Source organism: Spirilliplanes yamanashiensis (genome assembly GCF_016863475.1).
GTDB lineage: Bacteria > Actinomycetota > Actinomycetes > Mycobacteriales > Micromonosporaceae > Spirilliplanes > Spirilliplanes yamanashiensis.
The window spans coordinates 1-18588 of the sequence record NZ_BOOY01000032.1 but is presented as its reverse complement, the minus strand read 5'-3'; the positions used below and the strand labels follow the sequence as shown (position 1 = coordinate 18588).

The 18588-nt window shown below is 74.3% G+C and carries 23 protein-coding genes; 13 read left to right on the top strand and 10 right to left on the bottom strand.

The features are described 5' to 3' along the window. The first annotated feature begins 40 nt into the window (after window positions 1–40). Window positions 41–1603: a glycoside hydrolase family 3 protein gene (locus Sya03_RS22620; RefSeq protein ID WP_203940385.1), complete on the top strand. Its 1563-nt coding sequence runs from the start codon at window positions 41–43 to the stop codon at window positions 1601–1603. Between the two features lie 4 nt (window positions 1604–1607). Here the strand turns inward: Sya03_RS22620 and Sya03_RS22615 are convergent, their stop codons facing one another. Further along, the gene (locus Sya03_RS22615; RefSeq protein WP_203940384.1) at window positions 1608–1889 is read right to left on the bottom strand and encodes a GNAT family N-acetyltransferase; all 282 of its coding nucleotides are present in this window, start codon (window positions 1887–1889) and stop codon (window positions 1608–1610) included. Between the two features lie 90 nt (window positions 1890–1979). Here Sya03_RS22615 and Sya03_RS22610 point away from each other — a divergent pair, with 90 nt between their 5' ends. The 7 genes from Sya03_RS22610 (at window position 1980) to Sya03_RS22580 (ending at window position 5907) form a co-directional block, all read left to right on the top strand. Further along, window positions 1980–2315 carry a hypothetical protein gene (locus Sya03_RS22610; RefSeq protein ID WP_203940383.1) on the top strand — a complete coding sequence of 112 codons (336 nt, stop codon included), beginning with the start codon at window positions 1980–1982 and terminating at the stop codon, window positions 2313–2315. A 60-nt stretch (window positions 2316–2375) separates the two neighbouring features. Continuing rightward, on the top strand, window positions 2376–3197 hold the full coding sequence (locus Sya03_RS22605) for a DUF1206 domain-containing protein (protein ID WP_203940382.1): 822 nt from the start codon (window positions 2376–2378) through the stop codon (window positions 3195–3197). Window positions 3198–3217: 20 nt separating this feature from the next. Then, window positions 3218–4381 (top strand): mechanosensitive ion channel family protein, encoded by a 1164-nt coding sequence (locus tag Sya03_RS22600; RefSeq protein ID WP_239107773.1) that lies wholly within the window; start codon window positions 3218–3220, stop codon window positions 4379–4381. Between the two features lie 51 nt (window positions 4382–4432). Continuing rightward, window positions 4433–4867 (top strand): phage holin family protein, encoded by a 435-nt coding sequence (locus Sya03_RS22595; protein WP_203940381.1) that lies wholly within the window; start codon window positions 4433–4435, stop codon window positions 4865–4867. Next, the gene (locus Sya03_RS22590) at window positions 4864–5214 is read left to right on the top strand and encodes a DUF3618 domain-containing protein (protein WP_203940380.1); all 351 of its coding nucleotides are present in this window, start codon (window positions 4864–4866) and stop codon (window positions 5212–5214) included. Before Sya03_RS22595 ends, Sya03_RS22590 begins: the two co-directional genes overlap by 4 nt. Next, entirely contained in the window at window positions 5211–5480 is a 270-nt protein-coding gene (locus Sya03_RS22585) for a DUF4235 domain-containing protein (RefSeq protein WP_203940379.1), read from the top strand. Before Sya03_RS22590 ends, Sya03_RS22585 begins: the two co-directional genes overlap by 4 nt. 223 nt (window positions 5481–5703) lie before the next feature. Beyond that, window positions 5704–5907: a cold-shock protein gene (locus Sya03_RS22580; RefSeq protein ID WP_067306996.1), complete on the top strand. Its 204-nt coding sequence runs from the start codon at window positions 5704–5706 to the stop codon at window positions 5905–5907. A 135-nt stretch (window positions 5908–6042) separates the two neighbouring features. On the opposite strand, the gene Sya03_RS22575 is transcribed toward Sya03_RS22580, so the two are convergent. Further along, window positions 6043–6240, bottom strand: coding sequence for a hypothetical protein (locus Sya03_RS22575; RefSeq protein WP_203940378.1), 198 nt, complete (start codon window positions 6238–6240; stop codon window positions 6043–6045). 10 nt (window positions 6241–6250) lie between these two features. After that, the gene (locus tag Sya03_RS22570) at window positions 6251–7234 is read right to left on the bottom strand and encodes an aldo/keto reductase (protein ID WP_203940377.1); all 984 of its coding nucleotides are present in this window, start codon (window positions 7232–7234) and stop codon (window positions 6251–6253) included. Window positions 7235–7289: 55 nt separating this feature from the next. On the opposite strand from Sya03_RS22570, the gene Sya03_RS22565 reads away from it, so the two are divergent. Beyond that, a complete protein-coding gene (locus Sya03_RS22565; RefSeq protein ID WP_203940376.1) occupies window positions 7290–8084 on the top strand; it encodes a trans-aconitate 2-methyltransferase in 795 nt (264 codons plus the stop codon). Next, complete coding sequence (locus Sya03_RS22560) at window positions 8081–9100, top strand: adenosine deaminase (RefSeq protein WP_203940375.1); 1020 nt, start codon at window positions 8081–8083, stop codon at window positions 9098–9100. The genes Sya03_RS22565 and Sya03_RS22560 overlap by 4 nt, the downstream gene beginning before the upstream one ends. Before the next feature lie 7 nt (window positions 9101–9107). Here Sya03_RS22560 and Sya03_RS22555 read toward each other — a convergent pair whose 3' ends face one another. The 4 genes from Sya03_RS22555 to Sya03_RS22540 all read right to left on the bottom strand — a co-directional run bounded on the left by Sya03_RS22555 (window position 9108) and on the right by Sya03_RS22540 (window position 14043). Next, window positions 9108–9371: a hypothetical protein gene (locus Sya03_RS22555; RefSeq protein WP_203940374.1), complete on the bottom strand. Its 264-nt coding sequence runs from the start codon at window positions 9369–9371 to the stop codon at window positions 9108–9110. Between the two features lie 25 nt (window positions 9372–9396). Beyond that, window positions 9397–11559, bottom strand: coding sequence for an RICIN domain-containing protein (locus Sya03_RS22550; protein WP_239107772.1), 2163 nt, complete (start codon window positions 11557–11559; stop codon window positions 9397–9399). A gap of 388 nt (window positions 11560–11947) precedes the next feature. Next, window positions 11948–13336, bottom strand: coding sequence for a sensor histidine kinase (locus tag Sya03_RS22545; protein ID WP_203940373.1), 1389 nt, complete (start codon window positions 13334–13336; stop codon window positions 11948–11950). A 17-nt stretch (window positions 13337–13353) separates the two neighbouring features. Then, on the bottom strand, window positions 13354–14043 hold the full coding sequence (locus Sya03_RS22540; protein WP_203940372.1) for a response regulator transcription factor: 690 nt from the start codon (window positions 14041–14043) through the stop codon (window positions 13354–13356). Window positions 14044–14217: 174 nt separating this feature from the next. Here Sya03_RS22540 and thrS point away from each other — a divergent pair, with 174 nt between their 5' ends. After that, a complete protein-coding gene (thrS, locus tag Sya03_RS22535; RefSeq protein WP_203940371.1) occupies window positions 14218–16230 on the top strand; it encodes a threonine--tRNA ligase in 2013 nt (670 codons plus the stop codon). A 34-nt stretch (window positions 16231–16264) separates the two neighbouring features. Here the strand turns inward: thrS and Sya03_RS22530 are convergent, their stop codons facing one another. Next, window positions 16265–16591, bottom strand: coding sequence for a TraR/DksA family transcriptional regulator (locus Sya03_RS22530; RefSeq protein WP_203940370.1), 327 nt, complete (start codon window positions 16589–16591; stop codon window positions 16265–16267). 125 nt (window positions 16592–16716) lie between these two features. Between Sya03_RS22530 and Sya03_RS22525 the strand changes: the two genes are divergently transcribed. Next, on the top strand, window positions 16717–17301 hold the full coding sequence (locus tag Sya03_RS22525) for a dihydrofolate reductase family protein (protein ID WP_203940369.1): 585 nt from the start codon (window positions 16717–16719) through the stop codon (window positions 17299–17301). Between the two features lie 154 nt (window positions 17302–17455). Then, window positions 17456–17614, top strand: coding sequence for a hypothetical protein (locus Sya03_RS31195; protein ID WP_239107771.1), 159 nt, complete (start codon window positions 17456–17458; stop codon window positions 17612–17614). Between the two features lie 67 nt (window positions 17615–17681). Here the strand turns inward: Sya03_RS31195 and Sya03_RS22515 are convergent, their stop codons facing one another. Further along, complete coding sequence (locus Sya03_RS22515) at window positions 17682–18329, bottom strand: maleylpyruvate isomerase family mycothiol-dependent enzyme (protein ID WP_203940368.1); 648 nt, start codon at window positions 18327–18329, stop codon at window positions 17682–17684. Then, window positions 18326–18588, bottom strand: a 263-nt coding sequence (locus tag Sya03_RS22510; protein ID WP_203940367.1) for a MarR family winged helix-turn-helix transcriptional regulator, incomplete at its 5' end; no start/stop codon positions are given. The genes Sya03_RS22515 and Sya03_RS22510, both read right to left, overlap by 4 nt.

The following is an 18588-nucleotide window of genomic DNA, read 5'->3' as shown; positions in this document are numbered from 1 at the left end:
GTGGCAGCGCTCCCATGACTCCCCGGAGGTACGGCCGCCCATGCCGGATCAGCACGGCGACCTCACCGAACTCGCCGCCGCGGTGTTGCAGCCCGGATTCGTCGGCACCACCGCCCCCGACTGGGTCCGCCGGTGGATCGGCGACGGCCTCGGTGGCATCGCGCTGTTCGCCCGCAACGTCCAGAGCCCCGCCCAGGTGGCCGCGCTGACCGCGCAGCTGCGCGCGGAGCGCCCGGACGTCATCGTGGCGATCGACGAGGAGGCCGGTGACGTCACCCGCTTCGAGTCGCAGCTCGGCAGCTCGCGCCCCGGCAACCTCGCCCTCGGCGCGATCGACGACGCCGCCCTGACCGAGGAGGTCGCCCGCGACCTCGGCACCGACCTGGCGAACGCCGGCATCACGCTCGACTACGCGCCCGACGCCGACGTCAACTGCAACCCCGACAACCCGGTCATCGGGGTCCGCTCGTTCGGCGCCGACCCGCAGCTGGTGGCCCGGCACAGCTCCGCGTTCATCCGCGGCCTGCAGGCCGCCGGCGTCGCCGCCTGCGCCAAGCACTTCCCCGGCCACGGCGACACCGCCGTCGACTCGCACCACGACCTGCCGGTCATCCCACGCAGCCGCGCCGAGCTGGAGGAGTGCGAGCTCATCCCGTTCCGCGCCGCCATCGCCGCCGGCTCCATGGCGATCATGACCGGCCACCTGGCCATCCCCGCGCTCGACCCGGTGCTGCCCGCCACCCTGAGCCGGCGCATCCTGCACGACCTGCTGCGCGTCGAGCTCGGCTACGACGGCGTCATCATCACCGACGGCATCGAGATGCAGGGCGTGCGCCGCGCCTACGGGCTCGAGGGCGCCACCGTGAAGGCCCTCGCGGCCGGCGCGGACGCCATCTGCGTCGGCGGCGACCACGCCGACGAGCGCACCGCCATCGCCCTGCGCGACGCGATCGTCGCCGCCGTGCGCAGCGGCGAGCTGCCCGAGGCCCGCCTTGTCGACGCCGCCGCCCGGGTCCGCCGGCTCGCCGCGTGGACCCTGCAGACGCAGACGGCGGTCGGCTCCCGGGCCGTCGCCGACGCGGCCGCCGACCTGGCCGGCGCGCCCGCCGGCGAGCTGGCCTCCGTCATCGGCCTCGGCGCCGCCCGCCGCGCCATCAAGGTGACCGTCGCCGAGGGCGCCGTGCCGCCCCCGCTGACCGGCGCCCCGCACGTCGTCGAGTTCGCGCCGCCGATCAACTTCGCGATCGGCCCGGAGACGCCGTGGGGCGTCGCCGGCGAGCTGGCCGAGCTGCTGCCCGGCACCACCACCGTGCGGCTCAGCGCCGCCGAGCTGGAGGGCCGGCCCGACATGGCCGCGCCGGTGCTGGCCGGCGCCGCCGGGCGCCCGCTGGTGCTGGTCGTGCGCGACGCGCACCGCCACCCGTGGATCGCCGACACCCTGCGCCACGTCCTGTCGGTGCGCCCGGACGCCATCGTGGTCGAGATGGGCCTGCCCGCCAGCATCACCGGCGGCGTGCACCTCGCCACCTTCGGCGCCACCCGGGCCTGCGGCCGCGCCGCCGCCGAGGTGCTCGCCGGGGCGTCCGTGGGCGTGCCCGCCTGAGCCGTCAGGCGGCGACGACGTCGGCGTGTTCGGGGTGCTCGCGCAGGTAGCGGGCGAAGAACGGGCACACCGGCACCACCGTCCGGCCGCTGTCGCGCAACGCGCGCAGGGTCTCCTCGGCGAGCAGCTGGGCGAGGCCCTGCCCGCGGCGCGCCGGGTCGACCTCCGTGTGCAGCACGACGACGCGGTCGCCGTCGACGCGGTACTGGGCGAACCCGGCCACCTCGCCGTCGGCGAGCACCTCGAACCGGCGGCGGTCGGCGTTCTCCTGCACAGTGGCGGTCATGACCCGAGCCTAGTGCGGCGTCCGGCCGCCGCACCGGGCTGGAGATCACCGGCGCGCGGGCGCTGGCGGGGCACCCGTACCCTTGAGCCCGTGACGACGACCCGACGCGCGAGGCTCGCGCGCCCCGCCGCCCTCCTCTCCGCCGCCGCCCTGACCGTCGCGCTGCTCGCCGGCTGCGGCTCCGACGACGTCTCGTGCGGCCTGGACGCCTGCACGGTCACCTACGAGCGCGGCGTCGAGGCCAGCGCCAGCGTCCTGGGCGTCGAGGCGAAGCTCGTCAGCGCCGACGACAACACCGTCACCGTCGAGGTGGCGGGCGAGCAGGTGCAGCTGACCAAGGGCCAGCAGGCCGTCGACGTCGCCGGTCTTCAGGTGAGCCTGGCGAGCATCACCGCAGACCAGGTGCAGGTCCGGATCGGCAGATAGCACATCGCGCCGCGGCGCCGGGAGCGTTTCGAAAAACGCGCGGCGGGAGAATGGGGGCCCATGTCCCTCACCTCGAACGCCCACGGCGCCGCGTCCCGCGCGGCCGACAGCAAATGGCTGGAGCGCCTCACCCGCGGCGGCTTCATCGGCTACGGCATCATCCACCTGCTCTTCGCCTGGCTCGCCCTGCAGCTCGCCTTCGGCGGGTCCGGCGCCGACAGCGACCAGTCCGGCGCGCTGCAGACGATCGCGAAGCAGCCCTTCGGCACCTTCCTGATCGTGCTCATCGTCGTCGGCCTCATCGCCATGACGATCTGGCAGGCCTTCGAGGCCGCCATCGGCCACCGCGACTCCTCCGGCGGCAGCCGGGTGACCAGCCGGGTCATCAGCGCCGGCCGCGCCGTCGTGTACGCCTACTTCGCCTGGACCGGCGTCAAGGTGCTGCAGGGCAAGAACGCCTCCAGCGCCGACAGCCAGCAGAAGGCCAGCGAGCAGCTGATGTCCTCCGGCGGCGGCCGGTTCGTGGTCATCCTGGCCGGGCTCGTGGTCGCCGGCATCGGCGTCGGCCTGGTCGTCTACGGCGTCAAGAAGAAGTTCGAGGAGCACCTGAAGACCGGCCAGATGAGCGCCAAGGAGCGCGACCTGTCGCGCAAGCTCGGCATCGCCGGCTACGCCGCCAAGGGTGTCGCCTACGCCATCGCCGGCGCGCTGCTCGTCGCCGCCGCCGTGCAGTACGACCCGGAGAAGGCCCGCGGCCTCGACGGCGCCCTGCGGCTGCTCGTCGAGCAGGCGTACGGCAAGTGGCTGCTGGCGCTGGTCGCGCTCGGCATCGCCGCCTACGGTGTCTACTGCTACTTCCAGGCCAAGTACCGCAAGGTGTAGGCCCCGGCCGGGGAGGGACCGTGCCCGACCCCCTGCGCGCCGTGCTCGCGGTGCTCGGCGCCGCCCTGCTCGCCGTCGTCGTGGTGCAGATCGTGCACCGCGCGGTGGTGCGGCTGGGGCGGCGCAGCCCGTTGCTGACCGATCTCGCCCGCACGGCGCACCGCCCGTTCCAGGCGGCCGTGCTGGTCTACGCCGTCCAGCAGGGCGTCCGCTCCGCCGCCGGGGACTTCCCGCTGCGCGGCGGGGTGCTGCACGCCCTGGTGCTGGCGGTCATCGCCGCGCTGGCCTGGCTGGTGGCCGCGCTGGTGCTCGTCGTCGAGGACGCCTCGCTGGCCAAGTGGCGCACCGACGTCCCCGACAACCTCAAGGCCCGCCGGCTGCGCACCCAGGTGGTGGTGCTGCGCCGGGTCACGGTCGCCGCGATCGTCGTGCTGACCCTGGGCGTCATGCTGATGACGTTCCCGGCGGTGCGCGCGGTCGGCGGCGGCGTGCTGGCCTCCGCGGGTGTGGTCAGCGTCGTCGTGGCGCTGGCCGCCCAGAGCACGCTCGGCAACCTCATCGCCGGGCTCCAGCTCGCCTTCTCCGACTCGCTGCGCCTGGACGACGTCGTGGTCGTCGAGGGGGAGTGGGGCCGGATCGAGGAGCTGACCCTGAGCTACGTCGTCGTGCAGATCTGGGACGACCGGCGGCTCGTGCTGCCCACCTCGTACTTCACCACCAAGCCGTTCCAGCACTGGACCCGCACCGGCTCGGCCGTGCTGGGCACCGCCGAGTTCGACGTCGACTGGTCGGTGCCGGTCGAGGACGCCCGGGCCGAGCTGCGCGCGGTGTGCGAGGGCTCGGAGCTGTGGGACGGCCGGGTGTGCGTCCTGCAGGTCACCGAGGCGGTCGGCGGCACGGTGCGGCTGCGCGCCCTGGTGAGCGCCCGGGACGCCGGCAGCCTGTGGGACCTGCGCTGCCTGGTGCGCGAGCGGCTGGTCGGCTGGCTGCGGGAGCACCACCCGGACGCGTTGCCGCGCTGGCGCACGGAGCTCAGCGGCGCGGCGGCGGGCGCCTCGCCCGGGCTGCCGCCGCCGCCCGCCCAGACCCGGGCCGGCGACGACGCGCGGGTGTTCGGCGGCAGCCCGGACGGCATCGCCCGCAGCGGGACGTTCGCGGGCAAGGAGGACGCCGCGCCGCGATGATTGACCGTGCCGCCAGCGGGGCATACAGGCCGCAGAGGAAAGGAGGACACGATGGCCGATGTCCTGAACGGCGCGACGGCCCGGTCCAGCGCCGACCAGTCCACCTCGGAACTGGTGCAGCGCGCCAGCGAGCAGATCTCCCGGCTCGTTCGTGACGAGCTGGCGCTCGCCAAGGCCGAACTGACCGAGAAGGGCAAGCACGCCGGGATCGGGGTGGGACTCTTCGGCGGTGGCGGCGCTCTGGCCCTGTACGGCCTCGGCGTCCTGATCACCACCGCGATTCTCGCGCTCGACCTGGTCATGCCGGCGTGGCTCGCCGCCCTGATCGTGGCCGTGGTGCTGTTCGCCGCCGCCGGTGTTCTCGCGCTGGTAGGAAAGAAGCAGGTGCAGCAGGCGGTGCCGCCGATGCCGACGGACGCCACCGAGAGCGTGAAGGCGGACGTGGACGCGGTGACCGCCGCCGTCAAGGAAGGGCGACGCGCGTGACAACGAACGGGACGCCGCAGGGGAAGCCCGACGTCCAGACCCTCCGGGCCGACATCGAGCAGACGCGGGCCGAGCTGGGGGAGACCGTGCAGGCCCTCGCCGCCAAGGCCGACGTCAAGGCCCGGGCGAAGGAGCAGGTCGAGCACACCAAGCAGAAGGTCCGTGACCAGGTCGCCCTGGCGACCGGCCGGGCCAAGGAGACCGCGACCCACTACGGCCACACGGTGGCCGAGCAGGCGCAGGGCACGACGGAGCGCGTGAAGCGCAACCCGGTGCCGATCGCCGCGGTGGCCGCCGCGGCGGTCGCGCTGGTCGCCATCCTCGTCGTCATCCGGCGGCGCCGATGAGCAAGCTGAACAAGATCGCCTATCGGCCGGTCGGGCTCCTGCTCGGCATCGGCGCGGGCGCGCTGGCCGGCGCGCTGTTCAAGCAGGCGTGGAAGTGGACGGGTCACGACGACGACGCCCCGAACGCCACCGACGAGGACCGCGGCTGGACCGAGATCCTCGTGGCGGCGGCCCTGCAGGGCGCCATCTTCGCCGTGGTCAAGGCCGCGGTCGACCGCGGCGGGGCGGCCGGCGTCCGCAAGCTGACGGGCGAGTGGCCCGACTGATTCGTCGGACTTTTCGAGGCCCCGGCCGCCCCAGTGGCGACCGGGGCCTCGATGTCGTACCTGCCCGATCCGCCAGTTTCGGTACCTCCGAGGGGCAGCTATGTCGGCCCTTCGTCGGTTATGCTGGCCGAAGTTTTCGTGCTGGGCCATCGACTGGTTGCGGTACGGAGACGGGCATAGGCCCCAGCTGTAGCGGGGCCGGCATTTCTAAAGGAGAGTCAGCATGGCGCAGGGAACCGTGAAGTGGTTCAACGCAGACAAGGGCTTCGGCTTCATCACCGTTGACGGCGGGGGTGCTGACGTGTTCGTCCACTTCTCGGCCATCCAGTCGAGCGGCTACCGCTCCCTGGAGGAGAACCAGCGGGTCGAGTTCGAGATCGCCCAGGGCCAGAAGGGCCCGCAGGCGGAGCAGGTCCGGCCCCTCTGAGACAACTCTCCGGCGGCGACGCCGGACGCTGACGTACCTGGCGGGCGTCAGCCCTACCGAAGAGCCCCACATCCCGGCGACGGGATGCGGGGCTCTTTCTCGTCCGCGACCTGTCCGCGGCTCGTCAGCGGCGCGTCAGCGCCGGCCGCGGGCGCGCATCGCCAGCACGATCAGCACCACCCCGGCCACGGCCACGATCGGCCCGACGATCGCCCACAGGGTCACGCCGTCCATGACGCTGCCGCTGTCGAGCACACCGAGCCCCTGCAGCGTCCACACCGCACCGAGCACCACCGCGAGCATCCCGCCCGCGAACGGCAACCACCCCTTCATCGTGTTCCCCTCACCAGCGGTCGTGGATCTGCGGGCGGATCAGGTCGTCGTACACCGCGCGCACGGCGGCGTGGGTATCGGCGTCCAGCGGCGGCAGGTCGGCCGCGGCGGCGTTGGCGCGCGCCTGCGCCCCGTCGCGCGCCCCGGGGATGACGACCGTGACGCCGGGCTGGTCGAGGATCCAGCGCAGCGCGAACTGCGTCATCGTCCAGCCGTCCGGCACCAGCGGGCGCAGCCGGCGCACCGCGGCCAGGCCGGTCGCGTAGTCCACACCGGAGAACGTCTCGCCGACGTCGAACGCCTCGCCGTGCCGGTTGTAGGTGCGGTGGTCGTCGGCGGCGAACGTGGTGTGCTCGTCGTAGCGGCCGGACAGCAGGCCGCTGGCGAGCGGGACGCGGGCGATGATGCCGACGCCGGCCGCCGCGGCGGCGGGCAGCACCTCGTCGAGCGGCTTGTGCCGCACCGCGTTGAGGATGATCTGGACACTCGCGACACCCGGGCGCTCGATGGCGGCGAGCGCCTCGGCGGTGCGCTCGACGCTGACGCCGTACGCGGCGATGCGCTTCTCCTGCACCAGGGTGTCGAGCGCGTCGTAGACGGCGGGGGTGCTGAAGACCTCGGTGGGCGGGCAGTGCAGCTGCACCAGGTCGAGGGTGTCGACGCCGAGGTTGGCGCGGGAGCGGTCGGTCCACGCGCGGAAGTTGTCCAGTGTGTACGCCGCGGGCTCCTGCGGCACCCGCCGGCCCATCTTGGTGGCGACGGTGACGCGGTGCCCCGGCCGCGCGGCGAGGAACTCGCCGATGAGCTTCTCGCTGCGGCCGTCGCCGTACACGTCGGCGGTGTCGAGGAACGTCACCCCCGCGTCGACGGCGGCGGCGAGGGTGGCGTGGGCGTCGTCGGGCGCGACCGTGCCCCAGTCGCCGCCGAGCTGCCAGGCGCCGAGCCCGACCGCGCCGGCGTCGCGGCCGAGGCGGCCGAACGTGCGGTTCTCCATGGGACGAGCCTAGCGGTACGGTGTAGCAAGACGGACGTACGGTTTGGAGGCGGCGATGTGGGATCCCGGCACGTACTCGCGCTTCGGCGACGAGCGCTCCCGCCCGTTCCACGACCTGGTGGCGCGGATCGGCGCCGATGCCCCGCGCGAGGTCGTCGACCTGGGCTGCGGGTCCGGCGCCCTCACCGCCACCCTGGCCGGCCGCTGGCCGGGGGCGCGGGTCGCCGGGCTCGACGCCTCGCCCGAGATGATCGCCGCGGCCGCCGAGGCCGCCGGCCCGCGGGTCCGGTTCGCCGTCGGCGACGTCACCGCCTGGGCGCCCGGCCCGCACACCGACGTGGTCGTGTCGAACGCCGTGCTGCAGTGGGTGCCCGGCCACGCCGCGCTGCTCACCCGCTGGGCCGGGGCGCTGCCGGCCGGCGCCTGGCTGGCGTTCCAGGTGCCCGGCAACTTCGCCGCGCCGTCGCACGTCGCGCTGCGGGAGGTCGCCGCCGGGCCGCGGTGGGCCGGCCGGCTCGGCGGCCTGCTGCGCGAGGCCCCCGTCGACGACGCCGCCGGCTACGCCGCGCTGCTCACCCGCGCCGGGTGCGCGGTCGACGCCTGGGAGACTGTGTACGTGCACCTGCTGCGCGCCGGTTCCCCCGAGGCGCATCCGGTGCTGCGCTGGATGGAGGGCACCGCCCTGCGGCCGGTGCGCGCCGCGCTCGGCGGCGACACGGCGGACTGGGCGGCGTTCCGCGCCGAGCTGGGCGAGCGGCTCGCGGCCGCGTACCCGGCCGACGGGCCGGTGGTGCCGTTCCCGTTCCGGCGGGTGTTCGTGGTGGCGACGACGACAGGGGAGAACCCGTGACCGACCTGACCGCCTTCATCGCCGGGCTGCCGAAGGCCGAGCTGCACGTGCACCACGTCGGCTCGGCGTCGCCGCGCATCGTCGCGGAGCTGGCCGCCCGGCACGAGGGCCGCAGCCCGGTGCCCGCCGACCCGGCCGCGCTCGCCGACTACTTCGCGTTCCGCGACTTCGCCCACTTCGTCGAGGTCTACCTCAGCGTCGTCGACCTCGTCCGCGACGCCGCCGACGTCCGGCTGCTCACCTACGAGATCGCCCGCGACCTGGCCCGTCAGCAGGTCCGCTACGCCGAGCTGACCGTCACGCCGTACTCGCACGTCTCCCGCGGCATCCCCGCGTCCGAGTTCTGCGCCGCCATCGAGGACGCCCGGCGCAGCGCCGAGGCCGAGCTGGGCGTCGTGCTGCGCTGGTGCTTCGACATCCCCGGCGAGGCCGGTCTGCCCGCCGCCGAGCAGACCCTCGCCATCGCGCTCGGCGAACGCCCCGACGGCCTGGTCAGCTTCGGCCTCGGCGGCCCCGAGATCGGCGTGCCGCGCGCCCAGTTCAAGCCGTACTTCGACCGGGCCCGCGCGGCCGGCCTGCACAGCGTGCCGCACGCCGGCGAGACCACCGGCCCGCAGACCATCTGGGACGCCCTGCACGAGCTGGGCGCCGAGCGCATCGGGCACGGCATCGCCGCCGCCCGCGACGACGTGCTCTTGCAGCACCTCGCCGAGCACGAGATCACCCTCGAGGTGTGCCCGACGTCGAACGTGCGCACCCGCGCCGTCGCCTCGCTGGAGGAGCACCCGCTGCGCACCCTCGTCGACGCCGGCGTCTTCGTCACGGTCAACTCCGACGACCCGCCGATGTTCGGCACCACCCTGGAGGAAGAGTACGCGGTCGCCGCCCGCCTGCTCGGCCTCGACCACCACGGCGTCGCCGACCTGGCCCGCGGCGCCGTGCGCGCCTCGTTCATGCCGATGGCCGACCTGACCCGCCTGCTCGGCGAGATCGACGACTACGCGGCGACCGCCTGACCGGGCGTCAGGCGCGGGCCCGCCGCGAGCGGACGGTCGCCACCGCCGCGCCCGCGACCGCCGCCACGCCGCAGGCGCGGAGCATCGCCTCGCTCTCGCCGGGCTTGTCGCTCGCGCCCTGCGCGTAGCTCGGGTCCTGCCAGCACGCCAGCACCGCGACGATGCCGACGCCCACCACGGCGGCCCAGCGGATCAGGCGGCGCGGGGTGAGGAACGGCGCCTCGTCGTCCGGCCCCGCCTCGGGTGCGCGCTTCGTGTGCTCCGTCGTCATGTCCATCCGCATCCGTCCGCCGGGATCAGCCGGGCAGTGCCGCCCAGCTCTGGTGCCGTGACCCGTCAGGGTCCTGCAGGACCAGCAGCCGCGTTCCCCCGAACCGCTGCTCGCCCGCGCCGGCGACCAGGCCGCCGACCGTGGTGCTGAGACTGAAACCGTGCTCGGTCGGGACCACCGACCAGTGCTGCGAGGTGTCGTCGGGGGTGCAGGTCGCCTGCACCAGGGGCTGGCCGGGCGCCGGGTTGTTGCCCAGCGGCACGACGCACTTGCCGGTGGCGCGGGAGAACAGCAGGTACTCGCCCGCCCCGGCCGGGGTCAGCTTCCACTGCTGCTGCATGCCGCCCTCGGCGCGGTTCAGCACGATCGGGGTGCCGTCGGCCGTGCGGGCGCCGTACAGGTCGGCGGAGCCGCCCGTCAGCGCGTTCTCCAGGACGAACCAGGTGTCGTCCGCGGGGCGCGCCGCCGGGCCCGTGCGCACCTCCACCTTCGGCGTGTACGCCCGCCGCCCGGTGTCCAGCAGCACCCGCACCGCGTACGCAGTGTCCGGGCGCAGGCCGACCAGCCGGGCCCGGGTGGCGATGGTCGCGCCGATGACGCGCCCGTCGACCTCGACCGCGTACCGGGTGCCGATCGGCGCGGCCGTCCAGGTCAGCTGCGCGGACGTGCTGGTCGGGTTACGCGCCTCCAGGATCCTGTCCTGCGGCGGCGCGCTGGGCGCGGGGGCCCGCACCGGCTCGGCCCGCCCGGTGGACGCGGCGGCCGCCGACGCCGGCGCGGAGGGCTCCGCCGCCGGCGGCACCTCCGGCAGCTCGCTGGGCGGCGCGTCCGGACCGTCCGGGCCGGTCGCGCCGGACTCCTGCGGCAGCGGGTCCGGGGCGGCCGACGGGGTGGCCACCGCCGCCGAGGTCGCGGACACGATCGGGGCGGCCGGCTCCGCCGGGTCGACCGGCCCGCCGTCGCCGGAGAACAGGAACTGGCTGTCGGCCACGTTCCACGACCTGTCCAGGTAGCTGCCCGGCTTCGGGTCGGTGTGGAAGTAGTCGTCGTGGTTGCAGTCGAGCCGCTGCTCGTGGCCCCGCTCCGGGCACACGACGCTGACCGTCGTCTCGGTCGAGTCGCGCCAGCACATCAGGTCGTAGTCGTCGGTGCAGTGCCCGGCCACGCTGGCGTTCGGGGCGCCGCGCAGCACCCCGCCGAGGTTGTGGGTCAGCTCGTGCGCGGCCATCTGGGCGCTCCAGCAGCCCGCGTCGACCCGGCCGTACGACGGGCCGCCGTTGTTACGGTTGCCCAGCCCGGCCCGCCGGTCGTTGACGTACGTGCCGATGGCGCAGTACCGGTTGGCGTCGGCGAACATCAGGTATTTGCGGTCGGTGCGGTTGTAGCCGAGCTTGCGCAGCGCCGTGATGCTGCGCTCGAAAGTGCCCAGCGCGCCCGCCGGCACCTGCACCTCGGCGACGTCGACCTCGCAGCCGGCCGTGGTCACGTACCGGACGTGGCGGGAGCCGCCCGTCTCGCCCGCGCTGGCGTCGTAGATCGCGTCGACGCCGGCCGCCCAGGCCCGGAACGAGCCGAGGTAGTCGGCGTAGCGGCTGGGCTCGCCGAACTCGTACAGGTACAGCACCTGCACCCGGTTGCCGTTGACGCCGTTGCCGGCGCAGCCGACGCCGTGCGCGCCGAGCACGAAGGCGGCGTCGCCGGGGGCCGCGTCCGGCACCAGGGCGGGGCGGCCGGGCACCAGCGAGATGCCGTTCTGGTCGGCGATGACGGCCGCGTCCGACGGCGGCCCGCCCGCCTCGCGGGCCGGGTTGCGGGGCTTGGGCTCGGGCCCGGTGACCGGCGCGACGTCGCGCGCGACGCTCAGCCCGGGCGGCGCCAGGTCCGGCCCGTGCGTGCAGGTCTCGCGGGTCACCACCTGGTACGACCCGGCGCACGGGGCGTCGGTGCGGGCGGGCTCCAGGCCGTCGTAGAGCAGGCCGAGGGCGGGCTGGTCGTCTGGCACCGAGGCCAGGGTGATGCGCTCCTCGCCCGGCCCGCCGCCGCCCGGGGCCAGCCCGCCGACCACGCGCGGCGCGGCGACGGCCAGGACGCCGAGCACCACGACGGCGATGGCCAGCAGGATGTTGCGCTGGAGCCGGATCGCGGAGTCGCGCTGGCGGCGCCGGCCGGTGAGGTAGAGGCCACCCATGGGGTGTCCGGTGCGGTCGCGCCGGCGTTCCTGCCGGGGGACCTGACGGGCTGCCTGCCGGGGGGCCTGTCGCGGAGCGGGCCGTCGGTCCGGGCGCCGGTCGTGCCGGGAGGTGGCCGGCGCCGGGCGGTCGGGCCGTCGGTGCGCGGACAAGTCCTCTCCTCGGCGATGGGGCGTCCGGTGGGAGGGGGTTATGGGGTGACCCTCTCCCACCGGACGCGTTGGGCTCCACCGGACCGGGGTGTGGGGACGATCTGCGGGCGTTGGCCCGGGGAGCCGGATGGGATCGGATGCAACCCTGCCACCGCGCGCCCCCGTTAGGAATGCCCTTAATCGAGATCTAAGCAAGGCTTGTACCGTCCGGGTGGTCGTCGGCGGCGAACGTGCTTCAGTCGTCCGCCGATCGTTGCTTGGGCCACCGGCCGCGACCCCGCCCGACGAGGCCGAAACGGCTCGCCTGCCGGGGCTTGGCCTCCGCGTCGGTCAGCAGCATGACGACGCTCGCGCCGCCCATCGCGGCCCGGTCGATGCTCACCGAGCCGCCCGTGGACTGCGCCGCCCGCAGCGCGATGTCGAGGCCCAGGCCGGTCGAGCCGCGGCCGCTGGAGCCGCGGCGCAGCGCCCGCTCCGGGTCCGCGATGCCCTCGCCGGCGTCGTCGACACGCACCGCCACCCAGCCGTCGCGCCGTGAGACGCCGATCTCGAACGCGGTGCCCTGCGGCGTGTACCGGAACACGTTGCCGAGGATGGCGTCGAGCGCGGCGGCCAGCTCGGCGCGGGCCACGCTGACCGGGATGCGGGTGTTGGCGCCGACGACCCGGTACTGCCGGTTCTGGTCGCCGGCGAGGGCGGACCAGAAGACCATGCGCTCCCGGACCACCTCGCTGACGTCACACAGCCCATCCTCCGGGGCGGCGACCTGCGCGGCGACCGCCTTCCGGGTGGTGTTGATCAGCTGGTCGACCTCACCCTCCAGGGTGACGATCGCCTGCCGGATCCGCCGGACGGTCCGGCGCTTGTCCAGCTCGGCCGGGCTGAACGTGCCGATGCTGGTGTCGTCGGAGTCCAGCGCGTCGGCGTCCAGGCGCAGCACGGTCAGCGGCGTGCGCAGCCGGTGCGACAGGTCGGCCACCATCTCGCGCTCGCTGGTGCGCGAGGTGACCAGGCGGTCCGCCATCCGGTTGAACGCGTACCCGGCCTCGGCCAGCTCCCGCGGCCCGCTCGGCTGGATGCGCACCCCGAGGTCGCCGCCGCCGACGGCCATCGCCGCGTCGACCAGGCCGCGGGCGGAGCGCACCGCGCCCCGGGCCAACCGGTCCACCACGATGATCGCGCCGATGACCAGCAGCACGGCGATGCCGATCAGGGTCCACCACATGGCGGCGACGCCGTCGTTCAGCTCGTGCTCCGGCACGAACGCCTCGACCACGGCGGTGCGGTCGCCCACCCGGACCGGCCCGAGCAGCGCGGCGCCGCCGTCGACGTCGACCGTGATGCTGTCGGCGCCCGCGGCGGCCCGCTCGACGTCCGCGGCGGACGCCCGGGTGCCGGTCGTCTCCAGGCCGGTGCGGTGCACGACGACGGCCCCGGAGCCGCCCGCGGCCTCGATCGCCCGCTGGACGCCCTTGGCGTCGGTGCGGGCGACCAGCGCCCCGCCGACCGTGGCGGCGCGGCGCTCGGCGGCCGCGACGGCCTCGCGGTGGGTCTCGGTCTGCAGCTGCCAGCCCAGCGGGATGAGGAACGCGCAGGCGGCGACGGCGGTGACGGCGGCGCTCATGTACGCCAGCCGCAGCCTCAGTCCGGCGCCACCAACCGGAATCCGACCCCCCGCACGGTGCGCAGGTAGCGCGGCTTCGCCGCGGATTCGCCCAGTTTCCGACGCAGCCAGTACAGATGCACGTCGATCGTCTGGTCCTCGCCGACTGACGGCTGTCGCCACACTTCCTCCAACAGCTCCCGACGGGACACCACCCGCCCGGGCCGGGCGGCGAGGTAGGCCAGCAGGTCGAACTCCTTGCGGGTGAGCGACAGCGGCTCGCCGTCCAGCGCGGCGCTGCGCTCGCCCACGTCGACGCGCAGGCCGCCCACCTCGTGGACGGCCGGCTGGGCGGTGCGGCTGGCTCTGCCCACCCTGCGTAACACCGTGGTGATCCGGGCGTCCAGGTGGGCGCCCGTGAAGGGCTTCACCATGTAGTCGTCCGCGCCCGCCCGCAGCAGCCGCACGACCGTCTGCTCGTCGTCGCGCGCCGTGGCGATGATGATCGGCACGTCGGTGATGCCGCGCAGCATCCGCAGCGCGTCGGCGCCGTCCAGGTCCGGCAGCCCGAGGTCGAGAACGACGAGGTCAGGGGTCTCGGCGGCCACCCTGCGGAGGGCGTCGAGCGCGGTCCCGACGGCGTGCACGGCGTGCCCCCGGTCCGCCAGGGACCGCAGCATCGCGCCGCGCACGACGTGGTCGTCCTCGACGAGCAACACCGTGGCCATGCGAAGACCGTAGCGCCCGTGGCAAGCCGCTGGTAGCGCGGAGCGTAGTCGTGATTGTGCGGCACGCTACGGTTACGTACCGTGATCGGGGGCGGACCGGCCGACCCCCACATCGCGCCCGATAGCATCTTGACGGGCCGCCCGGCCCGTGCCAGCGACGTGAAGGAGAACACCGTGTCAGCACCCCGTACCCCTGCTGTGGCCGACCCCGTCGTCGTCCCGGCCGGGACGACGGCGGCGGACGCGGTGGCCGCGGCGGGCCTGCCCGCGGCCGGCCCGAACGCGATCGTCGTCGTGCGCGACGACGCCGGCCGCCTGCGCGACCTCGACTGGGCGCCGGAGGCCGACACCGAGGTCACCCCGGTCTCGCTCAGCGAGCCCGACGGCCTGAACGTGCTGCGCCACTCCACCGCTCACGTGCTCGCCCAGGCAGTCCAGGACGTCTTCCCCTCCGCGAAGCTGGGCATCGGCCCGCCCATCGAGAACGGCTTCTACTACGACTTCGACGTCGACAAGCCGTTCCAGCCCGACGACCTGGCGAAGCTCGAGAAGCGGATGCAGGAGATCGTCAAGAGCGGCCAGACGTTCCGCCGCCGCCGCTACGACTCCCTCGACGCGGCGCGCGCCGAGCTGGCGGGCGAGCCGTACAAGCTCGAACTGGTCGACATCAAGGGCGACGTCGACGACGAGATCATGGAGGTCGGCGGCGGCGAGCTCACCGTCTACGACAACATCGACCCCAAGACCGGCGATAAGCGCTGGGGCGACCTGTGCCGCGGGCCGCACCTGCCGTCGACCCGGCTCATCGGGGCGTTCAAGCTGATGCGCTCCGCCGCCGCCTACTGGCGCGGCAGCGAGAAGAACCCGCAGCTGCAGCGCGTCTACGGCACCGCGTGGCCCACCCGCGACGAGCTCAAGGCGTACCTGAAGCTGCTCGAGGAGGCCGCGCGGCGCGACCACCGCAAGCTCGGCTCCGACCTCGACCTGTTCTCGTTCCCCGACGAGATCGGCTCCGGCCTCGCCGTGTTCCACCCCAAGGGCGGCGTCATCCGCCGCGAGCTGGAGAACTACAGCCGCGAGCGGCACGAGCAGGCCGGCTACTCGTTCGTGAACACCCCGCACATCACCAAGGGCCACCTCTTCGAGGTCTCCGGCCACCTGGACTGGTACGCCGACGGCATGTACCCGCCCATGGAGATGGAGGGCGCGAACTACTACCTCAAGCCCATGAACTGCCCGTTCCACAACCTGATCTTCCGGTCCCGCGGCCGGTCCTACCGCGAGCTGCCGCTGCGGCTGTTCGAGTTCGGCAGCGTCTACCGGTTCGAGAAGTCCGGCGTGGTGCACGGCCTCACCCGGGTCCGCGGCATGACCCAGGACGACGCCCACATCTACTGCACCGAGGACCAGATGCAGGGCGAGCTGAAGTCGCTGCTGCAGTTCGTCCTCGACCTGCTCAAGGACTACGGCCTCGACGACTTCTACCTCGAACTGTCCACCCGCAACCCGGACAAGAGCGTCGGCACCGACGCCAATTGGGAGCGCGCCACCGAGGCGCTGCGCCAGGCCGCCGAGGACTCCGGCCTGGAGCTCGTGCCCGACCCGGGCGGCGCCGCGTTCTACGGCCCGAAGATCAGCGTGCAGGCCAAGGACGCCATCGGCCGCACCTGGCAGATGTCCACCATCCAGGTCGACTTCAACCTGCCGGAACGCTTCGAGCTGGAGTACACCGCGGGCGGCGGCGGCCGCGAACGCCCCGTCATGATCCACCGGGCGCTGTTCGGCTCCATCGAACGCTTCTTCGGCGTGCTCACCGAGCACTACGCGGGCGCGTTCCCGGCCTGGCTGTCGCCGGTCCAGGTCGTCGGCATCCCGATCCGCGACGACCACGCCGACTACCTGCAGTCCTTCGTGGAGCGCCTGCGCCGCGAGGGCATCCGCGCCGAGGTCGACGCCTCCGACGACCGGATGCAGAAGAAGATCCGCACCGCCCAGCAGCAGAAGATCCCGTTCATGGCCATCGCCGGCGACGACGACGTGTCCGGCGGCACCGTGTCGTTCCGCTACCGCGACGGCTCCCAGCGCAACGGCGTCCCCCTCGACGAGGCGGTCGCCCACGTGGTCGATATCGTGCGCTCCCGCGTCAACACCGGCCCGTCGGCCGCCGCCGACCAGCCGGCCGGCTGACGCCCGCGCCTCGCCGTTCGCCCGCCCCGGCGCGCTACGCGCACGCCATGCACAGGCGGGCGAACGGCCGCGCGGCGAGCCGCTCGTCCCCGATCGGCCGCCCGCACCCCTCGCACACCCCGTAGGTGCCGGCGTCGACCCGGCGCAGCGCCTCGTCCACCTCGGCCACCCGCTGCCGCGCCGCCGCCAGCAGCGCCGTCAGCTGTGCCCGCTCGAACCCGACGGTGGCGCCCTCCGGGTCGTGCTCGTCGTCGGCGTTCGAGTCCCGCGACGCCGCGAACAACCCCGCCAGGTCCGCGGCCAGCGTCGCCGCGTCGGACTCGGCGCTTTCGCGCAACCGCAGCAACTCGTCCCGGACCATCCCCGCAGCCTAACGACGCCCCCTCAGAAATCCGGCACGATGTGTCGGATCCGGATGCGACCGTTCGTGGCAGGGGTGAGGGCGCCCCACGAGGGGCGCCGCCGGCACCCGCGGAGGGAAACACCATGACCGCCACCTACACCTTCGACGTCTTCGCCACCGTCGACGGCTACGGCTCCTACGACGACAACGGCGACTGGGGCGGCTACTGGGGCAAGCAGGGCCCCGAGTTCCTCGACCGCCGCCTCGCCCAGTACCGCGAGGACCAGCGCCTGATCCTCGGAGCCGGCTCGTTCCGGGACTTCGTCCACCACCTCGGGGCGGGCTCCGAGCAGTCACCGGTCGACGACCCGATCAACACCAGGATGAAGACCATGCCGACCACGGTCATCTCCTCCACCCTGCGCGGCCCCCTCGACTGGCCCGACGCCACCCTGGAGAACGGCGACGCGGTGGGCATCGTGACCCGCCTCAAGCGGGAGTCGCCGGTGCCGCTGCGCTCGCACGGCAGCCTGTCGCTGAACCGGGCGCTGATGGCCGCCGGGCTGGTCGACCGCGTCCAGCTGACCGTCTTCCCGGTGATCAGCGGCCGCACCGGCACCCACCCGGTGTTCCGCGACGCGGCCGACTTCGACCTCGACCTGCTCGAGAGCCGCACCCTCGACGGCCGCATCCAGGAGCTCATCTACCGCCCGGCGCTGCACCCGTGAGCCCGTACACCACCGTCACCGAGCCGGCGTTCGTGGCGCGGTTCCTCCTCGACCCGGCCACCGAAACGGCGGAGACCGCGGCCTCCGTCGACGCGTTCGCCTCGGGTCGCTGACGATCCTCATTCGTCGACGAGGTCGGCCGGCTGCTGGCGCGGTGGCGGGAGACGGGGAGGTCGCCAACGGCAGCTACTTCTGGGCTTCCGGCCAGCTGATCGTCCCGGAGCCGGGGATACCGGCGATGACCGCGGCGATCCGGGAGCTGGTGCGCAGCGGCGACATCACGCAGGCCGGAATCCGCTGCGACGAGGCCTGACGTGGCACGGCGGCGCAACGATGCGGTTCGTCGACGCCGTCGCCCGGCGCAGCGGCGGCCGCGCGCGTCAGCGGCGCCGGAGCCGCCCCGCGAGGATGTCCACGCCGGGCCCGTGCAGGTCGGCGAGGGCGACCGCCCGCCCGGTGACGGCCATGGCGATGGCCTCGGCGGGCCCGATGACCTCCGCGCCCGTCCCGCCGCTCCACCCGGTGTCGGTGGCGACCAGGCGGAGCCCGGCGAGGCGGCCGGGTGGGACGAGGGCGGGTGCGGCCGACGGGGAGGCCAGGTAGGTCGTCAGGAGGCGCCAGTGGTCGAGCGGCACGTCGGCGTCGAGGCCGAGCGGCCGGGCGATGTCGCGCAGGTGGATGCAGGTGTCGGCGAACGGGCCCATCGGGCCGACCCGGGGTGGGTTCAGCCGGTCGGCGGCGTGGGCGCGCAGCAGCGCGATCAGGTCCGCGCGCGGGCGGCGGGCCAGGCGCCGGGTGAGGTGGTCGACGGTTCGGTCGGTGTCGCCGCGGTGGCGCACGGCGGTGAGGGCGAACCGGGCGAACCCGATGAGCATGGGCTGCACGAGGTGGGCGGCCAGGTGGGTGACGGTCCAGCCGGCGCACAGGGTGGGGGCGGCCCACTGGGTGTCGTCGAGGGTGTCGAGCAGGTCGGCCAGCTGCCGCCGGTTGCGGGTGGTGAGGCCGTGGACGTCGGGGTCGCCGGTCACCGGGTGCTCCGCTCGCGGACGTCGCGGTTGAGGGCGCGCAGGACCGTGGCCGCGGTGCTGATCTCGGCCGGTGTGCACTCGGGGGCCATCGCGGCGAGGTGGCGCAGCTCCTCGTCCCGGAGTTCGTGGAACACGTCGGCGCCCGTGCCGGTGAGGGTGATGAGGGCCGAACGCCGGTGGGCGGGATTCGGTCGCGGCGTCACGTAACCGAGCCCGATCAGGTCGTCGACGTGGCGCTGGACGCCCTGGCGGGCGAGGT

Bases quoted from the DNA above. Each gene is read 5' to 3' on its own strand.
- Sya03_RS22580 (WP_067306996.1), top strand. From the start codon at position 5,704: ATGGCGCAGGGAACCGTGAAGTGGTTCAACGCAGACAAGGGCTTCGGC.
- Sya03_RS22565 (WP_203940376.1), top strand. From the start codon at position 7,290: ATGTGGGATCCCGGCACGTACTCGCGCTTCGGCGACGAGCGCTCCCGC.
- Sya03_RS22540 (WP_203940372.1), bottom strand. From the start codon at position 14,043: ATGGCCACGGTGTTGCTCGTCGAGGACGACCACGTCGTGCGCGGCGCG.
- Sya03_RS22545 (WP_203940373.1), bottom strand. From the start codon at position 13,336: ATGAGCGCCGCCGTCACCGCCGTCGCCGCCTGCGCGTTCCTCATCCCG.
- Sya03_RS22530 (WP_203940370.1), bottom strand. From the start codon at position 16,591: ATGGTCCGGGACGAGTTGCTGCGGTTGCGCGAAAGCGCCGAGTCCGAC.
- Sya03_RS22555 (WP_203940374.1), bottom strand. From the start codon at position 9,371: ATGACGACGGAGCACACGAAGCGCGCACCCGAGGCGGGGCCGGACGAC.
- Sya03_RS22570 (WP_203940377.1), bottom strand. From the start codon at position 7,234: ATGGAGAACCGCACGTTCGGCCGCCTCGGCCGCGACGCCGGCGCGGTC.
- Sya03_RS22585 (WP_203940379.1), top strand. From the start codon at position 5,211: ATGAGCAAGCTGAACAAGATCGCCTATCGGCCGGTCGGGCTCCTGCTC.
- Sya03_RS22605 (WP_203940382.1), top strand. From the start codon at position 2,376: ATGTCCCTCACCTCGAACGCCCACGGCGCCGCGTCCCGCGCGGCCGAC.
- Sya03_RS22525 (WP_203940369.1), top strand. From the start codon at position 16,717: ATGACCGCCACCTACACCTTCGACGTCTTCGCCACCGTCGACGGCTAC.
- Sya03_RS22615 (WP_203940384.1), bottom strand. From the start codon at position 1,889: ATGACCGCCACTGTGCAGGAGAACGCCGACCGCCGCCGGTTCGAGGTG.
- Sya03_RS22620 (WP_203940385.1), top strand. From the start codon at position 41: ATGCCGGATCAGCACGGCGACCTCACCGAACTCGCCGCCGCGGTGTTG.
- Sya03_RS22595 (WP_203940381.1), top strand. From the start codon at position 4,433: ATGGCCGATGTCCTGAACGGCGCGACGGCCCGGTCCAGCGCCGACCAG.
- Sya03_RS22575 (WP_203940378.1), bottom strand. From the start codon at position 6,240: ATGAAGGGGTGGTTGCCGTTCGCGGGCGGGATGCTCGCGGTGGTGCTC.
- Sya03_RS22550 (WP_239107772.1), bottom strand. From the start codon at position 11,559: ATGGGTGGCCTCTACCTCACCGGCCGGCGCCGCCAGCGCGACTCCGCG.